The sequence below is a fragment of the Mesorhizobium sp. RCAM 05104 genome (assembly GCF_059683645.1).
The window spans coordinates 3209702-3233388 of the sequence record NZ_CM185033.1 but is presented as its reverse complement, the minus strand read 5'-3'; the positions used below and the strand labels follow the sequence as shown (position 1 = coordinate 3233388).

The 23687-nt window shown below is 64.0% G+C and carries 20 protein-coding genes and 1 tRNA gene; 8 read left to right on the top strand and 13 right to left on the bottom strand.

Translation table 11 applies throughout. The features are described from left to right. Positions 1 to 140: 140 nt before the first annotated feature. The 3 genes from AC56QP_RS15855 to AC56QP_RS15845 all read left to right on the top strand — a co-directional run bounded on the left by AC56QP_RS15855 (position 141) and on the right by AC56QP_RS15845 (position 3467). Positions 141 to 989 carry a dimethylarginine dimethylaminohydrolase family protein gene (locus AC56QP_RS15855; protein ID WP_489863590.1) on the top strand — a complete coding sequence of 283 codons (849 nt, stop codon included), beginning with the start codon at positions 141 to 143 and terminating at the stop codon, positions 987 to 989. Further along, positions 986 to 2575, top strand: coding sequence for a 5-guanidino-2-oxopentanoate decarboxylase (locus tag AC56QP_RS15850; protein WP_489859056.1), 1590 nt, complete (start codon positions 986 to 988; stop codon positions 2573 to 2575). Before AC56QP_RS15855 ends, AC56QP_RS15850 begins: the two co-directional genes overlap by 4 nt. Positions 2576 to 2759: 184 nt before the next feature. Next, positions 2760 to 3467 (top strand): SDR family NAD(P)-dependent oxidoreductase, encoded by a 708-nt coding sequence (locus tag AC56QP_RS15845; protein ID WP_489859057.1) that lies wholly within the window; start codon positions 2760 to 2762, stop codon positions 3465 to 3467. Here AC56QP_RS15845 and AC56QP_RS15840 read toward each other — a convergent pair. The 4 genes from AC56QP_RS15840 to aroA all read right to left on the bottom strand — a co-directional run bounded on the left by AC56QP_RS15840 (position 3452) and on the right by aroA (position 9496). After that, entirely contained in the window at positions 3452 to 5320 is a 1869-nt protein-coding gene (locus tag AC56QP_RS15840) for a hypothetical protein (protein WP_489859058.1), read from the bottom strand. The genes AC56QP_RS15845 and AC56QP_RS15840 overlap by 16 nt on opposite strands. A 128-nt stretch (positions 5321 to 5448) precedes the next feature. After that, positions 5449 to 7146: a 30S ribosomal protein S1 gene (gene rpsA, locus AC56QP_RS15835; RefSeq protein WP_091580884.1), complete on the bottom strand. Its 1698-nt coding sequence runs from the start codon at positions 7144 to 7146 to the stop codon at positions 5449 to 5451. 207 nt (positions 7147 to 7353) lie between these two features. Beyond that, entirely contained in the window at positions 7354 to 8004 is a 651-nt protein-coding gene (gene cmk / locus AC56QP_RS15830; protein WP_489859059.1) for a (d)CMP kinase, read from the bottom strand. A 133-nt stretch (positions 8005 to 8137) separates the two neighbouring features. After that, positions 8138 to 9496 carry a 3-phosphoshikimate 1-carboxyvinyltransferase gene (gene aroA / locus AC56QP_RS15825; RefSeq protein WP_489859060.1) on the bottom strand — a complete coding sequence of 453 codons (1359 nt, stop codon included), beginning with the start codon at positions 9494 to 9496 and terminating at the stop codon, positions 8138 to 8140. A 206-nt stretch (positions 9497 to 9702) separates the two neighbouring features. Between aroA and AC56QP_RS15820 the strand changes: the two genes are divergently transcribed. Both AC56QP_RS15820 and AC56QP_RS15815 read left to right on the top strand, forming a co-directional pair. Continuing rightward, positions 9703 to 10092, top strand: a complete 390-nt coding sequence (locus AC56QP_RS15820; RefSeq protein ID WP_091581070.1) for a TIGR02300 family protein — start codon at positions 9703 to 9705, stop codon at positions 10090 to 10092. Positions 10093 to 10264: 172 nt separating this feature from the next. Continuing rightward, a tRNA-Ala gene (locus AC56QP_RS15815) sits at positions 10265 to 10340 on the top strand. 92 nt (positions 10341 to 10432) lie between these two features. Here AC56QP_RS15815 and AC56QP_RS15810 read toward each other — a convergent pair. After that, positions 10433 to 11194, bottom strand: a complete 762-nt coding sequence (locus AC56QP_RS15810; RefSeq protein ID WP_489859061.1) for an SDR family NAD(P)-dependent oxidoreductase — start codon at positions 11192 to 11194, stop codon at positions 10433 to 10435. A gap of 103 nt (positions 11195 to 11297) precedes the next feature. On the opposite strand from AC56QP_RS15810, the gene AC56QP_RS15805 reads away from it, so the two are divergent. Both AC56QP_RS15805 and AC56QP_RS15800 read left to right on the top strand, forming a co-directional pair. Continuing rightward, positions 11298 to 12581 (top strand): class-III pyridoxal-phosphate-dependent aminotransferase, encoded by a 1284-nt coding sequence (locus tag AC56QP_RS15805; protein ID WP_489859062.1) that lies wholly within the window; start codon positions 11298 to 11300, stop codon positions 12579 to 12581. 117 nt (positions 12582 to 12698) lie between these two features. Next, positions 12699 to 13709: a phosphotransferase enzyme family protein gene (locus AC56QP_RS15800; RefSeq protein WP_489859063.1), complete on the top strand. Its 1011-nt coding sequence runs from the start codon at positions 12699 to 12701 to the stop codon at positions 13707 to 13709. A 104-nt stretch (positions 13710 to 13813) separates the two neighbouring features. Here AC56QP_RS15800 and fabG read toward each other — a convergent pair whose 3' ends face one another. The 5 genes from fabG to AC56QP_RS15775 form a co-directional block, all read right to left on the bottom strand. After that, positions 13814 to 14578, bottom strand: a complete 765-nt coding sequence (gene fabG / locus AC56QP_RS15795; protein WP_489859064.1) for a 3-oxoacyl-ACP reductase FabG — start codon at positions 14576 to 14578, stop codon at positions 13814 to 13816. 80 nt (positions 14579 to 14658) lie between these two features. Continuing rightward, positions 14659 to 16185, bottom strand: coding sequence for an APC family permease (locus tag AC56QP_RS15790; protein WP_489859065.1), 1527 nt, complete (start codon positions 16183 to 16185; stop codon positions 14659 to 14661). 99 nt (positions 16186 to 16284) lie between these two features. After that, complete coding sequence (locus tag AC56QP_RS15785; RefSeq protein ID WP_489859066.1) at positions 16285 to 16983, bottom strand: cysteine hydrolase family protein; 699 nt, start codon at positions 16981 to 16983, stop codon at positions 16285 to 16287. 9 nt (positions 16984 to 16992) lie between these two features. Then, positions 16993 to 17412, bottom strand: a complete 420-nt coding sequence (locus AC56QP_RS15780; RefSeq protein ID WP_489859067.1) for a diol dehydratase small subunit — start codon at positions 17410 to 17412, stop codon at positions 16993 to 16995. Beyond that, positions 17409 to 19733, bottom strand: coding sequence for a propanediol/glycerol family dehydratase large subunit (locus AC56QP_RS15775; protein WP_489859068.1), 2325 nt, complete (start codon positions 19731 to 19733; stop codon positions 17409 to 17411). The genes AC56QP_RS15780 and AC56QP_RS15775 overlap by 4 nt, the downstream gene beginning before the upstream one ends. Before the next feature lie 180 nt (positions 19734 to 19913). Here AC56QP_RS15775 and AC56QP_RS15770 point away from each other — a divergent pair, with 180 nt between their 5' ends. Further along, positions 19914 to 20936 carry an ATP-grasp fold amidoligase family protein gene (locus tag AC56QP_RS15770; protein WP_489859069.1) on the top strand — a complete coding sequence of 341 codons (1023 nt, stop codon included), beginning with the start codon at positions 19914 to 19916 and terminating at the stop codon, positions 20934 to 20936. On the opposite strand, the gene AC56QP_RS15765 is transcribed toward AC56QP_RS15770, so the two are convergent. From AC56QP_RS15765 to AC56QP_RS15755, 3 genes are read right to left on the bottom strand one after another with little or no spacing between them, the layout of a single operon-like run. Beyond that, on the bottom strand, positions 20933 to 22024 hold the full coding sequence (locus AC56QP_RS15765; RefSeq protein ID WP_489859070.1) for an ABC transporter ATP-binding protein: 1092 nt from the start codon (positions 22022 to 22024) through the stop codon (positions 20933 to 20935). The genes AC56QP_RS15770 and AC56QP_RS15765 overlap by 4 nt on opposite strands. Further along, on the bottom strand, positions 22021 to 22821 hold the full coding sequence (locus AC56QP_RS15760; protein WP_489859071.1) for an ABC transporter permease: 801 nt from the start codon (positions 22819 to 22821) through the stop codon (positions 22021 to 22023). Before AC56QP_RS15760 ends, AC56QP_RS15765 begins: the two co-directional genes overlap by 4 nt. Continuing rightward, positions 22821 to 23648 carry an ABC transporter permease gene (locus tag AC56QP_RS15755; protein ID WP_489859072.1) on the bottom strand — a complete coding sequence of 276 codons (828 nt, stop codon included), beginning with the start codon at positions 23646 to 23648 and terminating at the stop codon, positions 22821 to 22823. The genes AC56QP_RS15760 and AC56QP_RS15755 overlap by 1 nt, the downstream gene beginning before the upstream one ends. Positions 23649 to 23687: the final 39 nt, after the last annotated feature.

The window sequence follows — 23687 nt, the reverse complement described above, 5'->3', positions numbered from 1 at the left end:
CCCATTCTCAAGATGGACCGTTCCGCTTGCCTCCGTCAACCATGGTTTTTGGACTATTGATCACGGCTTGCTGTAGTGGTTAGTGGCGGCAACGGACGCTTCGGGAGAATTGAGTGGGCAAAACATACGGGTCGCAGTCGATGGCCGGGCCGCTGAAGCGCGTGCTGATGCGCTCCGCCGGGAGCGCCATGCGTCATGCCAAGGCGCAGGAATGGCACTACGGCCCCGGCTTCGATGCGCAAAAAGCCGCTGCCCAGCACGAGCAACTGACCAGCATGGTCGCCGCCTCCGGCGCCGAGATTGAATGGCTGACGGACGCCGATGACGGGCTGGCTGATTCCGTCTTCACCCATGATCCGTCGCTGATGACCGATCATGGCGCGATCATTCTCTCGATGGGCAAGGCGCTGCGCCAGCCCGAGCCCGGTCTGCATGAGACAGCCTACAGGCGCATGGGCATCCCCCTTCTCGGCCACATCGAAGGTCCGGGCCAGGTGGAAGGCGGCGACTGCGTCTGGGTGGATGCAAACACGCTGGCCGTCGGCCGTGGCGTGCGCACCAACCAGGACGGTATCCAGCAGCTGTCAAACCTGCTCTCGCCCAAGGGCATTTCGGTTTTTGGCTTCGACCTGCCGCTCTGGCACGGCGAGGAGGCCTGCCTGCACCTGATGTCGGTGATAAGTCCGCTTGCCGACGACCTGGCGCTGGTCTACGCCCCTTTGCTGCCGGCCGCCTTCTACCAGTTGCTGCGCGCGCGCGGCATCAAGCTGGTCGAGGGCGATGCCGATGAATTCTTCGCGTCCAACGGGCTCAGCCTCAACGTGCTGCCGACGGCGCCGCGCCAGGTGATCGCTGTCGCCGGCTTTCCAAGGACTGCGGCTGCCATGCAGGCGGCCGGCTGCGCGGTTTCCACCTTCGAGGCGGATGCGCTCTGCATCGCGTGCGAGGGCGGCCCGACCTGCCTGACACGGCCGGTGCTGCGTCAATGACGGCCATTGGGACGACTGTCGGCGAGGCGCTCATTTCGCTGCTCGAAGCCCATGGCGTCGATACGGTCTTCGGCATTCCCGGCGTGCACACCGTCGAGCTTTATCGGGGACTTGCCCGCTCGAAGATTCGCCATGTCACGCCGCGCCACGAACAGGGTGCCGGCTTCATGGCCGACGGCTATGCACGCGCCAGCGGCAGGCCGGGCGTCGCCTTCGTCATCACCGGACCTGGGCTGACCAACACCATCACGGCCATGGGTCAGGCGCGCGCCGACTCGGTGCCGATGCTGGTGATCTCCGGCGTCAACGCCACGCCGACGCTCGGCAAGGGGCTTGGCTATCTGCATGAACTGCCCGACCAGCGCGGCATGATGGAAAAGGTGGCGCTGTTTTCTGAGCGCGTTACCGAAGCCGGCGAACTGCCCGGCGCGCTCGCCCGTGCCTTCGCCCTGTTTTCATCGTCGCGGCCAGGCCCGGTGCATATCGAGATCCCGACCGACGTCATGGTCAAGCCGGCGGACGGCATCGCTGCCGTCCTGAGCAACGCCGCGCCGCCCGTGCCGGATCGCGCGGCAATTGCCAGCGCGGCCAAACTCATCGCCGCCGCACGCCGTCCGCTGATCCTTGCCGGCGGCGGCGCCAAGCACGCCGAAGCGCCATTGCGGCATCTTGCCGAGCGGCTCGGAGCGCCGGCCGTGCAGACCGCCAATGCGCGCGGCCTCTTGCACGGCCATCCGCTTTGCGTGCCGGCCAGTCCCAGCCTGAAGGCGGTGCGGGCGCTGATGGCCGAAGCCGACCTGGTTATCGCCGCCGGCACCGAATTCGGTCCGACCGACTATGACGGCTACAGCGACGGCGGTTTTGTCCTGCCCGCCAACCTGATCCGCATCGATATCGGCGCCGACCAGCTTGCCCGCCGCCCGGTGACGGTTGCAATCCAGGCCGATTGCGCCGAGGCGCTCGAAGCGCTGCTCCTGGAAACCAGCCATGTCCGTGCAAACGAAGCCGGCCCGGCGCGCGCCGCCGCTGCGCGGGAAGCGGCCTTTGCCGAGATCAATCCGACGTTGCAGGCACAGGTGCGCGCCGTCGAGACGATCCGCGATGCACTGCCGGGCGCGATCATCGTCGGCGATTCCACGCAACCGATCTATGCCGCCAACCTTTACTACGATCATGACCGGCCGGGCGGCTGGTTCAATGCCGCGACCGGCTTCGGCGCACTTGGCTATGGCCCGCCGGCGGCGATCGGTGCCGTCCTTGCCGTGCCTGATGCGCCGGTCGTCTGCCTGACCGGCGACGGTGGTTTCCAGTTCACCTTGCCGGAACTGGGCGCGGCACTCGATGCCCGGGCGCCGGTCATCTTCGTCGTCTGGAACAATCGCGGCTACCGCGAGATCGAAACCTCGATGCTCGACGTCGGTGTCGAGCCCGTCGGTGTGTCGCCGGCGCCGCCGGATTTCTGCAAGCTGGCGGAAGCCTATGGCATCAGCGCCGAACGCATTGCCGACATCGACGCCCTGGCGGGCGCGCTGAAACGCGCGCGGGCAACCGGACTGCCGCGCGTCATCGAAATCACAGTCGATTGAGCATTGGCGGCGCAACTTACCTCATGCCTCGGCCTTGCATGGACCCTGCCGGCCGGCGGGTGGATGCATGCAAAGACGCGACGACTGCCATGACGAGATTTCAGTTGAGTGATTGCTCGAAAGGCGCGATTTTCTGCGCCGGCGCGGCGTAAACATAAGAAGAAAATGACAGGAGCGGTCCAGGATGACGGAAACACTTGAAGGCAGGCATATCGTCGTGACCGGCGGCACCGGCGCGCTCGGCGGTGCGGTTGTCGGCAAATTGCTGGGTGAGGGCGCGATCTGCCATGTACCCAATGCCCATGCCGCCGCGCCCGCGCATTTTCCCTTTACCGCGCATGATCGTGTCAGGCTGGTGCACAATGTCGATCTCTCGGACTCCGCCAAGGTCGAGGCGTTCTACAGCCAGGTTCCAGGCCTGTGGGGCTCGATCCACCTGGCCGGCGGCTTTGCCGCGGCGCCGGTGGAAAAGATCGAGTCGGCATCCTTCGCCGAGATGATGGACACCAATGCGCGCACCGCGTTCCTGTGCTGCCGCGCGGCGGTGCGCTCGATGCTGGTGTCGGGCACCGCGGGCCGTATCGTCAACGTCACGGCGCGCGCCGGGCTCGACCCACGGCGCGGTAGCGGCATGGTTGCCTACGCCGCCAGCAAGGCGGCGGTGGCTGCAATGACCGTGGCAATGGCCGAGGAACTCAAGGGCAAGGGCATCCTGGTCAATGCCGTGGCGCCGTCGACGCTCGACACGCCGGCGAACCGCGCCGACATGCCGGACGCCGATGTCACCAAATGGGTCAGCCTCGAGGCGGCGGCCGAAGCCATCGCCTATCTCGCCTCGCCGGCCAATCAGGCGATGAGCGGCACGCTGGTACCGCTTTACGGCAGGGCCTGAGCAGAGAGCGTCGAAGCGGGGCAGCCGGCGGCCGATCCATCGGGATTGCGGTAACTGTAGATTCGCAGTGACGATGAAGCATCCGTAGGGCATTCCCTCAGCCATGCCGGCGGGTGGCCCTCCATCAGCGCCGCCGCGAATGGGTAGGCGGTTTCGAGATCTGGGGATGGCGGGCCTCGCCACGCGCAAATCGCAACATGCGTCGCCTTGGAGGCATCGAGGATCGCGCGCGGGTCGGCGGTCGAAGGGTCGAGGAAACGATAGCTCCGTTCGATGCCCTTAGCCGAAGGGTGGTTGGGGATCGTCACGACCTTGGGACCTTCGGCAAGAGCGACGAAATGCGATCCGATCAATGGTGGCGCAAGAACGACGGCGCCTGCCGGCCAACCCCGTTGCGGGTCGAAATGACTGAAATAGCAACTGTCGGCGAACTCTGCGGCGGGAACCGCTGCCTGGGATGGTCTCACCGACAGGTGGTATAGAACCATTGCTCCAGACAAGACGAGTCCGGGGATGATCAACGCGTATCTGCGCGATGCCACCGGCGCGGGAGATTCCAGGTAGCGGGCCAGTCTGCCGTCACGTGGCAGGAAACTCGCCAGCACGAAGACCAGGCCGATGCCGGAAAAAACCGGCAGATAGCGGAAGTAGCGGAGATAGTCGATCGCCAGCACCAGCGCGAGCAGCGAGAACAGCGCCAGTATGACGTTGGGCCGGCTTCGGCCATGCGGATCGAGGCAGATGACAGCCGGGGCAAGTGCGCCGACAAAGAGCAGCGCCATGCTCGGAAAGCTTGCCGACAGAACGAAATCAGGGCGCCGAAACAGGCTCAATTCCTGGAGAATTCTGTTGAGCATGTTGTCGCGAACATAGGCGTCGAGCGAGCCATAAGGGCCGGCCAGGCATTGCGGGAACAACATCACCAGCGCCGCCAGGCTGGCGGCCGCGAACACCAGCAGAATTGCCGCGCGCGTTGCCCATCCGCCGCGCTGGCCGACAAGCAAAGGCACGATGGCAAATGAAAGCCCGGCCGCCGCCAGTGCCGTCACATGCGGCGCCGAATAGGTGTCGCATCTGACCGCGGCATAGGCTGAAGGCGGCACGATCGCGGCGAACAGACCGATCGCGCCCATGGCCAAGGCCAGCCCGAAACCGACGATCCTGTCTTCACCGCCTTCGCGGCCAAAGATCCAGTCAAAGGCGTAGACTCCCATCACAAGAGCATAGAACGGCGCGAACTCGGCGCTGACGGCAATTGCCAGGGCCGCCAGCAGCCCGTTGACGAAGGCTGAAAAGCGGTTCGGCGACATCATCAACACCAGGGCCGCAAGCAGCAGCAATATTTGCAGATTGTGATAGTCGATCCGTCCCGGGGCGTATTCGAAAAAGGTGCGCACGGCAAAGATCAAGGCCAGCGGCAATGCGACGGCCGGGTAGGCAAAGCCGGTGGCGATCACCAGTCGATTGTAGAAATACAGCGCCGGCGCGAGCAGCAACAGCGGAACCGCGAAGCTCGCCAGCATCAGCGCCGGCTCGACGCCGGCAAACGGCGCGAGCAGACGCGCGAAGGCGGCATAGGGCAGGTCCACGATCCATGGCCAATGCGAGATATAGGGCTCTGGCTGGACAATGCCGGGCAGCGTCCGGTCGAAGATGTTGCCCGTTTCAAGCAAGGTACGGACTTCATGCAGTTTCAGGAGGTCGTCCGCGTCGCCATTGAGCCGGAAGTCCAGGGACCACAGAACGGTCATCAAGATCGCCATTGCGCAATAGCAGAAAAAGGCCGGCGACCTGATGTAAAGACGCATCAACCACGACGATCCCTTGGCGGAGCGATCGTCACCATTGCGCATGAAAAGCCTCCCTCGCGGACCACAGGCAAATACGCGAGGAAGTTTATCTTACCGTAAAGAAAAACCCCGCCGGAGCGATCCGGCGGGGTTTTTGTTGATGGCCGCGCGTGCGCGGCGGCAGCCGATGCTTAGCTGCCCTGCTTCTTCAGCGCGGCGCCCAGGATATCGCCCAGCGAAGCGCCGGAGTCGGTCGAGCCGTACTGGGCGACCGCTTCCTTCTCTTCGGCGATTTCCAGCGCCTTGATCGAGACCTGCAGCTTGCGGGTCTTCTTGTCGAAGGCGATGACGCGGGCATCGACCTTCTGGCCGACGGTGAAGCGCTCGGGGCGCTGCTCGTCGCGGTCGCGGCTCAGATCGGAGCGCTTGATGAAGGTCTCGATGCCGCTGTCGACCAGCCGCACTTCCAGACCGCCATCCTTGACGCCGATGACTTCGCAGGTGACCACCGCGTTCTTGCGCAGTTCGCCCGAAGTCGCTGCTTCGCCGACCGTATCCTTGGCCAACTGCTTGATGCCGAGCGAGATGCGCTCCTTCTCGATGTCGACGTCGAGCACCTGCGCCTTGACCATGTCGCCGCGATTGTACTCTTCGATGACCTGCTCGCCCGGACGGGTCCAGTCGAGGTCGGAGAGGTGCACCATGCCGTCCACGTCGCCTTCGAGGCCGATGAACAGGCCGAACTCGGTCTTGTTCTTGACCTCGCCCTCGACCTGGCTGCCGACCGGATGGGTACGCGCGAAGGCTTCCCATGGGTTTTCCAGCGTCTGCTTGAGGCCGAGCGAGATGCGGCGCTTGGCCGGATCGACCTCGAGCACCACCACGTCGACTTCCTGCGTCGTCGACAGGATCTTGCCGGGATGCACGTTCTTCTTCGTCCACGACATTTCCGAAACGTGGATAAGGCCTTCGATGCCCGGCTCCAGCTCGACGAACGCGCCGTAGTCGGTGATGTTGGTGACGGTGCCCTTGATCTTCTTGCCGATCGGGAACTTGGTGCCGATCTCGGACCACGGATCGCTCTCGAGCTGCTTCATGCCGAGCGAGATGCGGTGGGTTTCCTGGTTGATGCGGATGATCTGCACCTTGACCGTCTGACCGATGTTGAGGATTTCGGTCGGATGGTTGACGCGGCGCCATGCCATGTCGGTGACATGCAGCAGACCGTCGATGCCGCCGAGGTCGACGAACGCACCGTAGTCGGTGATGTTCTTGACGACGCCTTCGACCACCTGGCCTTCTTCGAGGTTCTGCACGATTTCCGAACGCTGTTCGGCGCGGCTCTCCTCGAGCACGGTGCGGCGCGACACCACGATGTTGCCGCGGCGGCGATCCATCTTGAGGATCTCGAAGGGCTGCGGGTTGTGCATCAGCGGCGAGACGTCGCGGATCGGGCGGATATCGACCTGGCTGCGCGGCAGGAAGGCCACGGCGCCGTCGAGGTCGACGGTGAAGCCGCCCTTGACCTGGTTGAAGATGACGCCTTCGACGCGCTCACCCTTGGTGAACTTCTCTTCGAGACGGACCCAGCTCTCTTCGCGGCGGGCCTTCTCACGCGAAAGCATCGCTTCGCCAAGCGCGTTCTCGATGCGCTCGACATAGACCTCGACCGTGTCGCCGACCTTCAGCGTCGTGTCCTTGCCCTTGACGCCGAATTCCTTCAGCGGCACGCGGCCTTCGACCTTGAGGCCGACATCGATGATCGCCATGTCTTTTTCAATGGCGGTGATGATGCCCTTGACGACCTGGCCTTCGCCGGAATGGCCGGCGGTAAATGATTCTTCGAGCAGGCTCGCGAAATCATCGCGAGTGGGATTTGCAGCTGACATTGTTTCTCCTGGAATGTCCCGCATCTCAAGCGGGACGGGCGCCGTGGGTTAGCGTTGCGTGGGCCTGCCGGCGTTCCGGGCTACAAAAGCCCTGGGCCGCTCTTTAAGCGGCAATTCCGGCGCATGAAGAATGCTGGCAGGCTGGTTCGTGCCCGATATGGGTATTTTCTTCGCCTCCGGCAATCGGAAACAGCAGGAAAACCCAACTCAGGCCTTGTCTCTCTTGGCCAGCACGTCGTCGATAACAGCTCTGGCTGCGAGAAACGCGGCTTCTATAGCCATTTCGCTGGTATCAAGCAAGTGCGCGTCGGCCGCGGGCTTCAACGGCGAGTCCGCGCGGCCCATGTCGCGCTCGTCGCGGCGCACGATATCGGCGAGGATTTCGTCAAAATTGGCGGTCCCGCCGATGCTTTCGATCTCGGCCAGCCGCCGCCTTGCCCGCACCTCGGCGCTCGCCGTCACATAGAGCTTTATGTCGGCGTCGGGGCAGACGACAGTGCCGATGTCGCGACCGTCGAGCACCGCGCCCGGCGGTGTCTTGGCGAACTCGCGCTGCTTTTCGACGAGGATGCGCCGCACCGTCGGGAAAACGGCGACCTTCGAGGCGGCCTCGCCGATGGCATGTGCCGACAAGACCGCCCGGTCGAGCCTTGCCAGATCGACCTGGCGGGCCGCGGTTTCCGCCGCCGAGACATTGTCGAGCGGCAGCGCGTGCTGGATCAGCGCATGGGCGACGGCGCGATAGGTGAGGCCGGTGTCGAGCAGGTTCAGCCGGTAATGGTCGGCCAGACGCCGGGCAAGGGTGCCCTTGCCTGCGCCGGCGGGTCCGTCGATGGCGATGGTGAAGACGTGTGTCATTGGCAGGGAACCGGCCTTCGCCCCGTCGTCATCCCAAGGCGTAGCAGGAGCGAAGCTCCGTCGCGGAGACCCCAGGATGACGAAGGGAGGTACGCTGGCGCCCAATCTCCACGGTCTGTGATAGCCACGACTGTCACCCGATCTCCGCCCCAAGCCCCTTCATCAGCCCCATGAACTCCGGAAAACTCGTCGCGATCATCGCCTGGTCGTCGATGGTCACCGGCTTCTCCGTTGCCAGTCCCATGACCAGAAAACTCATGGCGATGCGGTGGTCGAGATGGGTCTGCACGGTCGTGTCCTGGCCGTTCGGATGGCCGCCCAGCCCCTTGCCGCCCGGTCTGCCGCGCACCGCGAGCGTTGCTTCGCCCTCGGTGCAGTCGACGCCGTTGAGTTTCAGCCCGCTGGCGACGGCCGACAGCCGGTCGGATTCCTTGACCCGCAACTCTTCCAGTCCTTGCATCAGCGTTTCGCCCTCGGCGAAGCTGGCGGCGACGGCGAGCACCGGATACTCGTCGATCATCGACGGCGCCCGCTCGGGCGGCACGGCGACGCCTTTCAGTTCGGAGTAGCGCACGCGCAGGTCGGCGACATCCTCGCCGCCGGCATTGCGCGGGTTGAGGATGTCGATCTTGCCGCCCATTTCCTGCAGCGTCAGAAGCAGTCCGGTGCGGGTCGGGTTCATCAGCACGTTCTCGATGACAATGTCCGAGCCCGGCACGATCAGCGCCGCAACCAGCGGGAAGCCGGCCGAGGACGGGTCGCCCGGCACCGCGATGGTCTGGCCGGTGAGCTTGCCCTGGCCCTCGATGAAGATGTGGCGCACGCCGCGCTCGTCGGTTTCGACCGACAAATTGGCGCCAAATCCCTTCAGCATCTTTTCGGTGTGGTCGCGCGTCATCACCGGTTCGATGACGGTGGTGATGCCCGGCGTGTTGAGGCCGGCCAGCAGCACCGCCGATTTCACCTGCGCCGAGGCCATCGGCACCCGGTAGGTGATCGGCGCGGCGTGCTTGGGCCCATGCAGCGTGATCGGCATGCGGTCGCCGGGCGTCGCCTTCAGCACCTGCACGCCCATCTGGCGCAAGGGTTCCAGCACGCGGCCCATCGGTCTGCCCGACAGCGAGGCGTCGCCGATGAAGGTCGTTTCCATGTCATAGGTGCCGACCAGGCCCATGGTGAGCCGCGAGCCGGTGCCGGCATTGCCGAAATCGAGCGGGCCTTCCGGCTGCAGCAGCGCGCCGTTGCCGGTGCCGCGGATCACCCATTCGGCACCGCGCTTTTCGATATGCGCGCCCATCGCCTTCATGGCCGCGCCCGTGCGCATCACGTCCTCGCCCTCCAGCAGGCCGGTGATGCGGGTCTCGCCGGAGGCGAGGCCACCGAACATGAAGGAGCGGTGCGAGATTGACTTGTCGCCCGGCACACGCGCCGTGCCGGAAAGGGCTGATGATCTGCGGGCGGTGGCCGGCTTTGGGGCGGCAGCGTGAGACATGGAATTTCCCTGGACGGAACGCCGGCGGCCCGGCGCTTTTCATTTGTTGCGGCGGTCTCGTATCACGGCGGGGCGAAATGGTCATCCCCATGGTCGCCACTTGCCGCGAGGCCTTTCAATGCATGGTTTTGTGACGCCGGCTTTTCGCTTTGACAGCGCTGCAAACTGTGGTTAAGGGGACCACTCTTTTATTGACGAGGCTTGCCGTGGCAAAAACCGAACTTGGCACAAAACGCATCGACCCGGAAACGGGCCGAAAATTCTACGACCTGAACAAGGACCCGATCGTCTCGCCCTACACCGGCAAGACCTATCCACGTTCCTATTTCGAGGAAGGCAAGATCGCCGCCCTCGAGGAGGAAGAGGAAGTGGCCGAGAAGGAAGTGGACGCCGAGGACGAAGAGGGCGTTGAGGTCGTCTCGCTCGAAGAGGCCGACGAGGACGTCAAGGCCGATGATCTGCCCGATCTCGGCGATGACGAGGACGATGTCGACCTCGGCGACGATGAGGATGACACCTTCCTGGCCGACGAAGAGGAAGAAGACGACGACGTCGCCGACATGATCGGCGTTGGCGATGACGACGACGAGGTCTGATCGGCCTGGGACGCAAGGGTTTGCAGGCTTTCTCGGCCTGTGAACAAAAAGCCGGTATTCAAGGCTTGATATTGACGAAGGGCGGGGTTAGAAGCCGCCTGCACTAACGGCGCGGTCTCCAACCCGCGCCGGATCTCTTCGCCGGAAACGGCGCCGGTTGACTGCCGGAAGTGGGGCCATAGCTCAGTTGGGAGAGCGCTTGAATGGCATTCAAGAGGTCGTCGGTTCGATTCCGATTGGCTCCACCAAACAGTCCTTGGCAAACTTGGCCGTCGACCCTTGCATCGACGAATGACCCGGCAAGCATTCCGATAGAGCGTTTCCGTGACCGTGATCCGCGCTAGACCACCGTTTCTCCGCCGTCGACGACCAGAATCTGGCCCGTCATGTACGAGGACCGGTCGGATACGAGAAACAGCACGGACTCGGCGATTTCCTCGACGCTTGCCCAGCGCCCGAGCGGTACTCTTTCGCGGATGTAGGCTTCGATGGCGTCCCTGCCTCCCATCTGGGCGATGAAAGGGCCATTGAAGGGCGTGTCGACCCAACCGGGGCACAGCGCGTTGACGCGAATGCCGAAGCGGCCATAGTCGCCCGCCATCTGCCTGGTCATCGCGATCACCGCGTGCTTGGTCGTCGTATAGGCGATCATCTCACGGTCGTAGAGCACGCCGGAACTCGACGACGTGTTGAGAATAACCCCGCGGCCCGCCTTCTTCATGAACGGCATGACGATGCGGGCGCCGAGGAAGTGAGCCCGCACGTTGAGCGTCCAGGACGCGTCGAAGCCTTTGACGCTCACAGCCAGCACGTCACCCTCGACCTGCACGCCGGCATGGTTGTGGAGGATGTCGATCCGGCCTTGCGTGTCGATGAAATCGCGGAAACCGGCTTCAAGCGCCTGATCGTCGGTCAGGTCGAACACGAGCGACTTGGCCCGGCCACCGGCAGCAAGGATCTGTTCGACGGTCGCGTTCGCGCCGTCGGCGCTGCGATCCGCCACGCCGACCATCGCGCCCTCGCGCGCGATGATCAGTGCCGCCGCCCTGCCGATGCCCGATCCCGCCCCGGTCACGATCGCGGTCCTGTCCTTCAGGATCATCCCTCTCCACCCTTTCTCCCCGCCTCGTAATCCTGCATCATCCGGCGCGCGAGCCTCGCCGGCTCCGTTGCGCGCCGATCAACCTCCGAGGAAAAAGACAGGCATGTACGACTTCGGTCCCTTCAAGTTCGAGTCGAAGCAGGATTTTTTCGACAAGGCAATCCGTTTCTGGAACCCCGACAAGACGAGGTTCTGGCAGAAGGCCGGGATCGATCTGGTGATCGGCAGGCGGGAGGGTTATTTCCTCTACGACATGTCGGGGCGCCGCCTGATCGACCTGCACCTGAACGGCGGCACCTACAATCTCGGTCACCGCAATCCGGAGCTGGTCGAGACGCTGAAGAGTGCGCTCGATTATTTCGACATCGGCAATCACTGGTTCCCCTCCGTGGCGCGCACGGCGCTGGCCGAATCCCTCGTCAATGTCTCACCGGGAATGAAATATGCGGTCTTCGCGCCGGGCGGCGCTGAGGCGGTGGACATCGCCATCAAGAGCGCCCGCTATGCCACCAAGCGGCGCAAGATCGTGTCGATCATCAAGGGTTATCACGGGCATTCGGGGCTCGCGGTGGCGACCGGCGACGATCGCTTCACCAAGATATTTCTCTCCGACCAGCCGGAGACGTTCATCCAGGTTCCCTTCAACGATATCGACGCCATGGAGCAGGCGCTCAAGGGCGAAGATGTCGCGGCACTGATCATGGAGACGATCCCCGCCACTTACGGTTTCCCGATGCCGAAGGAGGGTTATCTCAACGCCTGCAAGGCGCTGTGCGAAAAGCATGGCGCGATGTACATCGCCGACGAGGTCCAGACCGGCCTGATGCGGACCGGCAGCATGTGGGGCTGGCAGGCTTATGGCGTCCAGCCGGACATCATGGTGACGGCAAAGGGCCTGTCCGGCGGGCTCTATCCGATCAGCGCGGCGCTGGTGAACGACAAGGCCGGCGGCTGGCTCAACGAGGACGGGGCGGCGCACATCTCGACCACAGGCGGGGCCGAGCTCGGCTGCGTCGTCGCCCACAAGGTCATCGAGATGCTGCAGCGGCCCGAGCTGGTGGCTAATGTCGGGACCGTGACCGAGTTCATGGCGCAGGCGATGGGCGAGATGCTGGTTCGGCACGGCGACATCTTCACCGGCGTGCGCCAGAAAGGCGTGATCCTCGGCTTGGAATTCAGCAACCACCCGGAGGGCGCCGTCTTCGTGTCACGCGCACTGTACGAGCAGGGCGTCTGGGCGATCTTCTCGTCGCTCGACAAAAGGGTGCTGCAGTGGAAGCCCGGCGTGCTTTTGGATCGCGAAACCTGCCAGGACATCATGGATCGTTTCGATGCGGCGATGCCGCGCGCGCGGGAACTGCTGCACCAGGCGGGCAAGGCGAGTTGACATGTCCCGAACCTGGTTGAAACTGCCAGGCGTCCAGATCGAGCCGGCGGCTGGACTTGCCGGGATCGCGTGGGTTCCGGCAGGGGATAAGGGCACAATGATCGGGCAGGACGGACAGTGACGGATTTCGACGCGCTCACCCACGACCAGCAACTCGGCATCCTGCAGGAGACGGCGGAGGCGGCCACCGCCAACTACGATCTGCCGGCGGATGTTTCCGTCGAAATGATCAACCTGTCGGAGAACGCGACCTACAGGATTGCGGCTCCCGACGGCCGGCGCTGGGCGCTCCGCATCCATCGCGACGGCTACCATACAAGGACGGCCATCCAATCCGAACTGGCCTGGCTGACCGATCTGCGCCAGACCGGGATCGTCTCCACGCCCTTGCCGGTCGCGGGCAAGGACGGCGAGCAGATCCAGCATGTCGGCCATGCCAGGCTGGCTCAACCCCGCCACGTGGTGCTGTCGCAGTGGGAGACCGGTTCGGAGCCGGGCATAGGCGAGGCGCTTGCCGAGCCTTTCGAGGTGCTGGGCGAGGTGACGGCCCGCATGCACATCCACGCCCGGCAGTGGAAGCGCCCGTCCTGGTTCACCCGCCACGTGTGGGATTTCGAAACAAGCCTCGGCGAGGAAAGCCCGCATTGGGGACGCTGGCGCGACGGCATGGGCGTCGACGCCGCGAAGACCAAACTCTTTGGCCGCACCGCGGACCTGATCGGCCGCAGGCTGGCTGCCTTCGGCAAGGGCCATGACCGCTTCGGCCTCATTCATTGCGACCTGCGGCTGGCAAACCTTTTGATCGACGGCAAGACAGTGAAGGTCATCGACTTCGACGATTGCGGCTTCGGCTGGTATATGTACGACGCGGCGACGCCCATCTCCTTCTACGAGCACGAGCCGCAGGCCGCCGATCTTATCCAGTCGTGGACGACCGGCTATCGCCGCGTGCTTGACCTGCCCAAAGCGGACGAGGACGAGATCCCGACCTTCGTGATGCTGCGCCGCCTGCTCTTGGTTGCGTGGATCGGCTCGCACGCGGAGACGGACCTCGCCAAGTCGATGGGCCTTCCCTACACCGAGGGAACCGTCGGGCTGTGCGAGGCCTATCTGAGCAAGTTTTCCTGACAGCGATTGCAGGAGGTGTGAGACGGTTTTCCCGGGAAAAGCGCGTAGCGCTTTCCCATGGGAATTGCGTCAAGACAAGGAGACAGAGCGGTTGGGGAACCGCTCTACGCCAGTGCTTCCAGGCTTTCCGGCAGGATCTGGCCGCCATCGACGATGATCGTCTGCCCGGTCACGTAGCCCGCTTCCTTCGACGCAAAGTAGAGCGCGGCGTGGCCGATGTCCTCCACGGTTCCGAGCCGCTTGAGCGGGATCGAGGCGGCCATGGTCTTCTGGTAGTCCTCGCCCAGGCCGACAAGGCCCTCGGTGATGATGTTGCCCGGCATGACGGCGTTGACGGTGATGCCGTATTTCGCCAGCTCGATGCAGGCCGTGCGCATGAAGCCGAGCTGCCCCGCCTTGGTGGCGCCGTAGTGCGACCAGCCAGGGAAACCGGTGATCGGGCCGGTGATCGACGACGTCAGCACTATGCGGCCCTGGTCGGACTTCTTGAGATAGGGAACCGCCGCCTTGACCGCGTGGAAGGTGCCCTTGAGGTTGGTGTCGACGACTTCGTCCCATTGTTCGGACGTCATGTCCTCGAGCCGCGCCTGCGGGAAAATACCGGCATTGGCGCACAACACGTCGATGCCACCGTTTCTTGCGGCTGCCGCCACGAACGCGGCCTCGATGCCGGCGAGCGAAGTGACGTCGCCAGCCACGCCGAATGCGCCGTGACCGATCTCGGCGGCAGCCGCTTCAGCCTGGTCGAGATGGCGCGCGATGATGGCGACCTTGGCTCCGGAGAGAGCAAATACCCGCGCTATGCCCTTGCCGATGCCTTTCGATCCGCCGGTAACGACGACGGACCGACCCTTCAAAGACTGGGTCATGACTTGAAGCTCCAAAATGAGACGGGGACAGAGTGATCCTCCGTCCCCGTTGCCGCAAGAAATCCAGGGCGATGGACGCCCTAGCCTTCGTTCACCATGTGACCGATGTTCCCATACGCCTTGGGGTTGGCGGACTTCAGCACGAAGCCCCAGATCAGGCCGACGATAAGGATCGCAAGCCCGACATAGGGGATGCTCCTGGCGAAACCATTGGTGCCGCCGAGCGTCGCGAGATTGGCCACCAGCGTGTAGACGAGGACCAGCTGGACAACCAGCGAGATCAACGGCGCGATGACCGTCGTCAGCATGTTGCCGCCGCCGTTCTTCTTGAACCACATGAAGATCGCCAGCGAGACGACGGCCTGCAGCACCAGCAACAGTCCGGTGCCAAGCACCGCAAACAGCGTATAGACGCCAAGCCAGGCCTGTCCCGACGGATCGTCGAAGCCGTAGGCCAGACCGTAGAGCAGGACCCAGACCGCCGCCAGAACCGACTGCAGCGCCGAGGCCTTGTGGGGGCTCTTGTGGTGGTCATGCGTCTCCGCGATCGCCTGTGGCAGGACGCCTTCGCGTGCCAGCGAGTACAGATACCGGGAAGCGGTGTTGTGGAAAGCCATGCCGCAGGCGAAGGAACTGGTCAGGATGAGAAGCGACATCAGCTGGTACCCCCAGCCGCCGACAAAAGTCTGGATGGGTGTCAGGAAGAAATTCACCCCGTCGGAGAATGCCTTGGCCACCATGTCGGCCTCGGTGGGATAGGCCGCAACCGCGCACCAGCTGACGAAGGTGTAGAACAGCCCGAGGCCAATCACCGAAATCAGCAGCGACTGCGGAATGATGCGCTTCGGATCGCGGGATTCCTCGGCATAGTTCGGCGCCATCTCGAAGCCGACCCACGACCAGAACGCCATGAAGATGCCGACGGCCGCCGCGCCCGCGGGTATGGCCACGGTTCCGACGGTCTGCTCGGCGACAGGCGTGAACACCTTGAACACATTCAGCGAATCGCCGGAAAAGTTCGTCCCGCCATGGGCGAAAAGGACGCCCAGCGAGAAGATCACCAGCATGATCACTTCGAGAATGAGGGCTATCCCGAGCAGCCGTGCCGACACCTTCACATCGCGGTAGGCGAGCGCTGCGATGACTACGATCATGCCGAGCGCAAGCACGATCCACGGCACGTTGATGCCGAAGTGCTGGGAGATCCAAAGATTGCCGAAAAATGCAAACAAGCCGGTCAGCGATGCCTCGAACAGCGAATAGCAGGCGAGCGAGCCTATGCCCGCCGACATGCCGATCTCACGGCCAAGCCCCTGGCTGATGAAGGAGTAGAAGCCACCAACGGACGAGACGCGCGATGCCATCGCGGCATAGCCGACCGAGAAGATGGTCAGCACGATCGTCGCCATCAGGAAGGCGGCCGGCGTGTATTTGCCGATGCCGTAGCCTGCCGCGAACGGGACATTGCCCAGCATCGCCGACATTGGCGCCGCGCCGGTGACGGCCAGAAAGAGCACTCCCGCGAGCCCCACGGCCTTCGAGTGCAAAAGGTTGATGCTGTTACTCTTCGAGACGTCGATCGTCCCGCGTGCAGTTTCTATGGCCATGAAGCCCTCTCCATTGGTGACAGCTGTATTTTGGTCCCCGCACATGGCGGCCGATGTCTCCCGGCCTGCGAGTGCAGCCATGACACTACGGACGCTGCGTCACTTTGCCAAGGCCATGATTTTGCATAGCTCGCCGCTCGACATCACGTGGCAGTAGATCATGTTGATGATTTCGAGCTCCTTGCGATGGAGCTCCTCGGTCGCCGCCGCGCAGCAATCCTCGAGCACGATGACAGCATAGCTCTCATCCGCCAGGCTGCGCACCGTCGAGGATACGCACTGGTCCGTGAAGATACCGCAGCAGATGACATTCCTGATGCCGAGATTGTGAAGGATCAGGCGCAGATTTGTCCCTGTCAGCGCCGAATCGGTGGTCTTGGTCACCACGATTTCGTCGCCGACTGGCTGAAGTTCGGCAACGAGCTGCGACGGCGCGTCGTTCTTGGGTAGCAGCAAATTGTTCCAGCCCGGCATTTTCTGGGAGAGCGAGCGGTCGCGCCCGTCCTTGGTGTGGCAGGCGATGCGGGCGAAAAGGCATTCGATGCCATTTTGCCGTGCCAACGCCAGCAATCTTGCCGTGTTCGGTACGACCGTGCCGTGCATGCGCTCGTGGAACGGCGTCCACAGATCGTAGCGTTGCTGTTCCTGCGGCGAAAGCGACGCCCGATCCGGCCGCTCCAGGTAGGTGTTCTGGACGTCGATGACCAGGATGGCGGTTTGCGCCGGCACCAGCACCGGATCATCCGGCTCGGGCGCACCGAGATAGTAGAGCGAACGGAATCCGGTTTTCCAGCTCATGCGGTCCTTTCAGAAGCGGAACGTGAAAAGGCCGCGCGCCGCATAGGTCTCGGCGGCTTCTTCGATGAAACGGGCGATGCGTTCGGCCTGAAAGGTGTCGCGCATCGTGGCGGCGGCCTCGAGCAATTCTTCCTTGGACTTGGCGCGGCCGGGGCGCAGCAGTTCGTAGACCTGCATGATGAAATCCTGCGGCACCTCGACAAGCTCCGCCCCCCGCTCGAAATTGAGGGCGAGAGTCGGCCGGCCGACATCGCGCGCCACGTCGGCCTGGGCCTGCAGTGCTTGCGGCGTGATGCGAAGGTCTTCCATCGTCACCTCGCCGGCAAGCACCGCATCCAGCGTTATGTCCGGCAGCGCCTTGCCATGCTTGCCGGTCACGGCGCCGGGCTGGGTTTCGGCGAGCGGATAGTCGGCGCGCGTATGGGTCATGATTTCGCTCCCGTCAGGGTGACGTCGACCTCTTCGGGAGCCGCACCGGCCTCGGTCAGTCCGGTTTCGATGGCGTAGATGAGGGCGACGCGGGCGTGGTAGCGCGACCCCATGGCCTCGCCTCGCTGCGGCACGACGATGGGCTCCGGCATTTCGCCCAGCGCGTAAGCCGCCGCATTGGCGCCGAGGGCGCGATAGTGCTCGAGCCTGGTGATCGGCGCATTGGAAAACAGTTCCAGATTGTTGTGCGGCTGGCGGTCACGCTGATGGATGACGGCCGTGCCCTTGGCCTGGATTCCGATGCCGATGCCGCTGCCGGCAAGCCGCGCGGCGGACAGGCCGAGGAAGGAGGTGTCGGCCGTATGGCGGAAGCGAACGACGCGCGCCTTGAGCCCGCGCGCGTGGATTGCATCGAGCATGGCGCCCAGCACTTCAGACAGCCGATGCCCGGCCGTCGTCCGGTAGAGCTTCAACCCGAAGGCCGGGCTGATGCCGATGACCACGTCGTCGTTTGTCGACCCGTTGGTCGCCGGCCCAAGGTTGCGATAGCGGATGTGCCTTGCCTCGTCCTTCTCGTGCAGGGCCTCCGAGCGCAGCACCTCCTTCTGATCCAGCACGTCGCGGATGTCGTTGAGCTGCAGGCGCCGTTCCTCGGACACCCGATAGCCGGAGCCGGGCCCGAGATAGTCGTTGGGATCGTTCACCGCGCTGACGATCCGCCCGTTGCGGATCATCGCCGAGGTCTGGAGATAGTCGCCGGAAAGGCGCAGCTTCACCACGTTCAGGAGGTTCTCGGCCTCTTCCCGGAAACCGCGGTTGGCCAGCGCCTTGACAACGTCGATCACGGTGATGCCGCGCTCCTTGATGGCCTCGCTGATGAAGGACACGTCGCGCGGCATCAGGCTGCGCGTATCGTCGGAGCCGGAGGCGTAGACCACGCTGGTCTTCATGTCCTCGGTCGGCGTCGACAGGCCGAGCTCCTCGAACACGGCGGCGATCGCCTCCACCGCCCGCTCGCGCAGTTCGATCGCGCGCGATTCGGGCAGCGGCGTCAGCCCGCCATCAGCCTCGAAATCGCGCTGCAGCACCAGATAGTCTTCCAGCTCCTCGCCGTTGATCAGCGACGGGTTGAACGAATTGTCGTATTTCAGGATCGAGCCCATCCCGGAGCAGATCAGGTCCGAGCCGGCAATCAGGTAGGGAAGGATTTTGGCGCCGACGCGTATTTCCGATTCGGTGGAGCGCGCGTCATTGCCCGATGCGCATTCGAGATCGAGCCAGACGGCGATGAGGTTTTCGGCCATCAGTTCGCGGACGCCACCGGGTATAGTGGCGGTCAACGGCGCCCCGTCAATGCCGCCATTCTGCGTGCCCTGCACCCCCATGCCGCGCTGCAGGCACAGGCACCGCGCCTCCAGATAGAGCAGCGATTTCGCTTCATGGAAACCCATCAGCAATTCGGAGCCGGCACCCGACGTGCAGCGCATCTTGACGCCGCGCGAGGCATAGGCGGCGGCGAGGAATGCCTTGGACCATGGCGTGTCGTCGCCATCGGTGAACGATTTCTCGGTGCCGTACACGGAAACAGTCTCGGCGTAGGACGTAAAGCCGGCCATGGCGATGCGCAGCTCTTCGGCCTCCTCGCTGGAGCACTGGAACAGCGTTCCCCAACGGCCTACCGCACCGCCCACCGCACACGCCACCGCGTTGGACCAGGCGTTGCGTGACACGCGCATCGTCGTTTCGATCTCGTCGAAGCCAAAGGCGACGGCGGTCGCGGCGTCGGCGGCGAGCTGCAGCGGATCGTCCTTGGCGTTGGTGACGTGCGCCTGGTTGCCCGGCGTCTTGCGTGCCCGCATCTTCGAATAGGCGAAGGCAATCTCCAGCGCGTTGAGCTGCGACACCACCTCGGCGAGTTTCGCCGGTGTCATGCCATGCGCGAGCCGCACCAGAGTTTCGCGCGGCACGTTCATGTCGACCAGCCAGCGCGCGACCGTCGCCGAGTCCATCGCCATCGCCTCGGGCGCCACCTCCGGATCGATATGATGGCGGGCAATGAAGCGGTCGATCATGTCGTAGTCGTGTTCGAGCACCCCATCGAGGGACACGACGCGCCCGTCCTTGATGCCGATGCCAGGTTTGGGATCGGCCGGGCTGGAGAAGGCGGAGAAGCCGTTGGCGGGGTCTTCCGCCGCGAACTTGTCCAGCCGCAACGGCCGCTCATCCCAGTCGGCGAAGCGCTTCCAGCGGTTCAGTTTCGGCGTCATGCGTGCGATCCTCGACCCGGCCGAAAGACTAGTGAAAGCCCACTCGTCACACAATGGCCTGGATCGACCGTCGCCGAGGGAGCAAGCCGGCCCCGCGCTGCGCTCGTCCGCGCCTCGCGACCTTGCTGGCCGCGCGAGGTTGGTGTTTAGCTGGGACAGGGCAGGGGTGCACAATCATGGTGAAGCGATCGGATCGGCTGCGGCGGAATTCTCGTCGGGGCGTGAACGCTTGAGATGAGGACGAATGCCGAGCTTTCGTCAAGGCACCGCCTCGTTCTGGCGGCGGCGCGGCTGCTGATCACGATCCGCCATCCGGTTCTCGTCATGCGGTTCTTCAAGCGGCTTGGCTACATGCCCAATCCCGCCGCGCCGGAACGCTACAACGAACGCATGCTGTGGCGAAAAGTGATCGACCACAATCCGCTCTTCGTCACGCTGTCGGACAAGCTCGCCGCCAAGGATTACATCCGCCGCGTCTGCCCGGAACTGCCGGTGCCTGAGACCTTGTGGCGCGGTCGTGACCCTGACGGCATCCCCTCCTCGCTGTTTTCAGGCGAAGTGATGGTCAAGGCCAACCATGGCTGCGAAATGAACGTCCTCGTTTCCGGCGGCGAGCCGGATCGCGCCACCATCCTGCGCAAGATGAAGCGCTGGCTGGGCAAGCGCCACGGGCGCCGCTTCGGCGAATGGGCTTACTGGTCGATCGTGCCGGAGGCGTTTGTCGAGGAGGCGCTGCCTTTGAGCGGCGGCAAGATTGCCACCGAAATCAAGGTTCAGGTGTGCAGCGGTGTTGTCTGCCATGTTCGGGCCGAGGACAAGAAAGCGCTGAAGTCCGGCCTGTTCGATCAAAATGGCAATCCCTTGCCTGGGCGTGATATCGACTATCCGCGTGAGGATCAGGCGCTGCCGGTCACGCCGCGCCTCGTCGAATTCATTCGCCAGGCAGCCATCATCGCTCCGCGCATCGCGGGCGACCTCGACTATATCAGGGTCGATTTTCTGGTCACTGACGAGCGGCTGTTCGCCGGCGAAATCACCGTCTATTCGGCGGGCGGCTATGCCAAGTGGAGCAACCCGGCGATCATGGCGGATATCGAGCGGCTGTGGCGGCTCGATCAGTCGGATTACTTGCGACGCCGCCACACCGGGCTCGCCCGGCTTTACGCCGACGCGCTTCGGGCAAAGTTCACAGGAGATGGCGATCCGGCGCCGGTTCATCCAGTCGAAAAACTGCCCCTGCAAAGCCAGCCGGGCTAGCTCGTTTGCAGGGCGGGAAACAGGAATGCGGCGGCGGGATCGAAAAACACCCGGCCGCTCTGCTGCGCGGTTGCGTCGTGGTCATTCGCCATGTCCGAAGGCGGCCTGACGTCGATCTCCTGACCGGCGGAGGTGCGCGCGACGACGCGCCGCCGCTCGCCGAAGAAGGCGGCATCGATGAACTCGACCGCAAGCCCGGCTGTGGCCGGGCCAGGTCTCAGCCGAAACGCTTCCGGCCGCACCATCAGCCTGGTTTTCTGGCCTTGGCCGAACTCCTGGGTGGCCTTGACGCCCGACACGATTGAGCCGTCCGCGAGGCGGATCGTCGCCGCGCCATCCGTGGTCTGGAGGTGCTCGGCCGGCAGGAAGTTCGAATTGCCGATGAAGCTGGCGACGAATTCGCTCGCGGGTCTCAGATAGAGGTCTTCGCCGGTACCGATCTGGGCGATGCGCCCGTCCCGAAACAGGGCGATGCGGTCCGAAAGATGCAGGGCCTCGTCTTGATCGTGGGTGACGTAAAGGATCGTTACGCCAGTTTCGCGGTGGATGCGCCGTATCTCGGCCTGGATCTCCTCGCGCAGCTTCTTGTCGAGAGCCGACAGCGGCTCGTCCATCAAAAGGATCGGCGGATCGTAGGCAAGCGCCCGCGCAAGGGCGACGCGCTGCTGCTGTCCGCCCGACAGCGCGCCGGGATATCTGCCGCCGAAACCCTCCAGCCGCACCAGCGACAGCATCTCGGCGACTTTTCGATTCACCTCGGCGTCCGGCCGGCGCCGCACGCGCAGCGGAAAGGCGACGTTCTCGGCGACGGTGAGATGCTGGAACAGCGTATAGCGTTGGAACACCATGCCGATATTGCGCTTGTGCGACGGCACCGAAAGCAGCGACCTGCCCTCGAGAAGAACGTCGCCGGATGTGGGGTCCTGGAAGCCGGCGATGGCGTAGAGCGTGGTCGACTTGCCCGAGCCCGAGGGGCCGAGGAAGGTCAGGAATTCCCCCTTGGGTATGTCGATGGTGACGTCGTGCACGGCAACGAAGCCGCCGAACGTCTTGCGCAGATTGCGAATGGAGAGGAACGGCTCGGTCATGTCGACAATTTCCGTCGGATCAGTGCTGTCCCGATCATCAGGCCCAGCGTCAGGAGAACGAGAAGGCTGGAAGCGGCGGCGATGACCGGGCTCAGATCCTGGCGCAGGCTGCCCCAGATCTTGACCGGCAAGGTCTGCAAGGTCGGGCTGGCCATGAAGATGGCGACCACGACCTCGTCCCAGGATGCGAGAAAGGCAAAGATCGCCGCCGAGAAGATGCCGATCTTGATGGACGGCAAGGTGACCCGCAGCCTTGCCTCGAACGGGCTGGCGCCGCAGACGATCGCGGCATCCTCGATGGACTTGTCGAAACCTTCGAGCGCGGCGCTGATGGGAATGATGGCGAAGGGGAGCGCGAGCACCGTGTGGGCGATGACGAAGCCGGCCGTGGTGCCGCCAAGCCCGATCCGCAGGAAGAAGGCGTAGATGGCGATGGCGAAGACGACCACCGGCAGGACCATCGGCGTCAGCAGAAGGCCGCGCACGGCATCGCGTCCGCGAAATTTTCCCCGGACCAGGGCGAAGGAAGCCACAAGTCCAATGACCACGGCGAGAACCGTCGCCATCGAGGCAATACGCGCGCTGGTCAGTGCCGCTTCGAGCCAGGCCGGTTCGGCGAAAAGCTCCTCATACCATTTCAGCGTCCAGCCTGGCGGCGGAAAGGCCAGCCACCGGGACGATCCGAAGGACAGGAGCACAATGAAGACCACCGGCAGCAGCAGGAAAGCAGCGACAAGGCCAGTGAAGGCAAGAAGGGCTCCGCGCAGCCAGCCCAGCCGGTCGTAGTCGAGCAGCATCAGACGCCTCCCGTCACGCGCTGGGTGCCGACCAGGCGCAGTTGCAGCGCGTAGAGCGCCATGGTCACCACAAGCAGGATGAAGGCGGCGGCGCTTCCCAGCCCCCAGTTGAGCAGCGACTGGATCATCTGCGCGATCATCCCGGCGAGCATCATGTTGGAGGTGCCACCGAGCAGCGTCGGCGTTACGAAATAGCCGAGCGACATGACGAAGACCATCAGCCCGCCGGCGGCTATTCCCGGCAGCGACAATGGCAGCAATATCCGGCGAAACGCGTCGAGGGGGCTGGCGCCGCACAGGGCGGCGGCGCGCAGCGTCATCGGGTCGATGGCGCGCAGGGTTCCGACCAGCGGCAGGATCATGAAGGGAAGCATGATGTAGACCATGCCGATGGTGACGCCGGTAAGGTTGTTGATGAGAGGCAGCGGTTCGCTGATCAGGCCGATATCCATCAATGTCCGGTTGATGACGCCGGTGCGCTGAAGCAGCACCATCCAGGCGTAGGTTCGGGTGAGCAGATTGGTCCACATCGACAGGATGATGATACCGAAGACAATCGAGCCGAGGGCGGGCGGCATGATCGCCAGCGTCCAAGCAACCGGAAATGCCACCATGACGGTGACGGCGGTGACGATGGAGGCGACCAGGAAGGTGTTGAAGAAGACCCGCGCATAGGTGCCGTCGCCGAACAGGATGGCATAGTTCTGCAGGCCGGCTGTGGGCTCGGTGACGCTGCGCAGCAGCAGCGCCACCACCGGAACCACGAAGAACAGGGTTACAAGGATCAGCGCCGGCAAGGCACCGCCGAGGCCGCGTCGTGTTCGCATGACGGGCTTTCGCAAGACTGGCGGTCGATGAAGCAAATT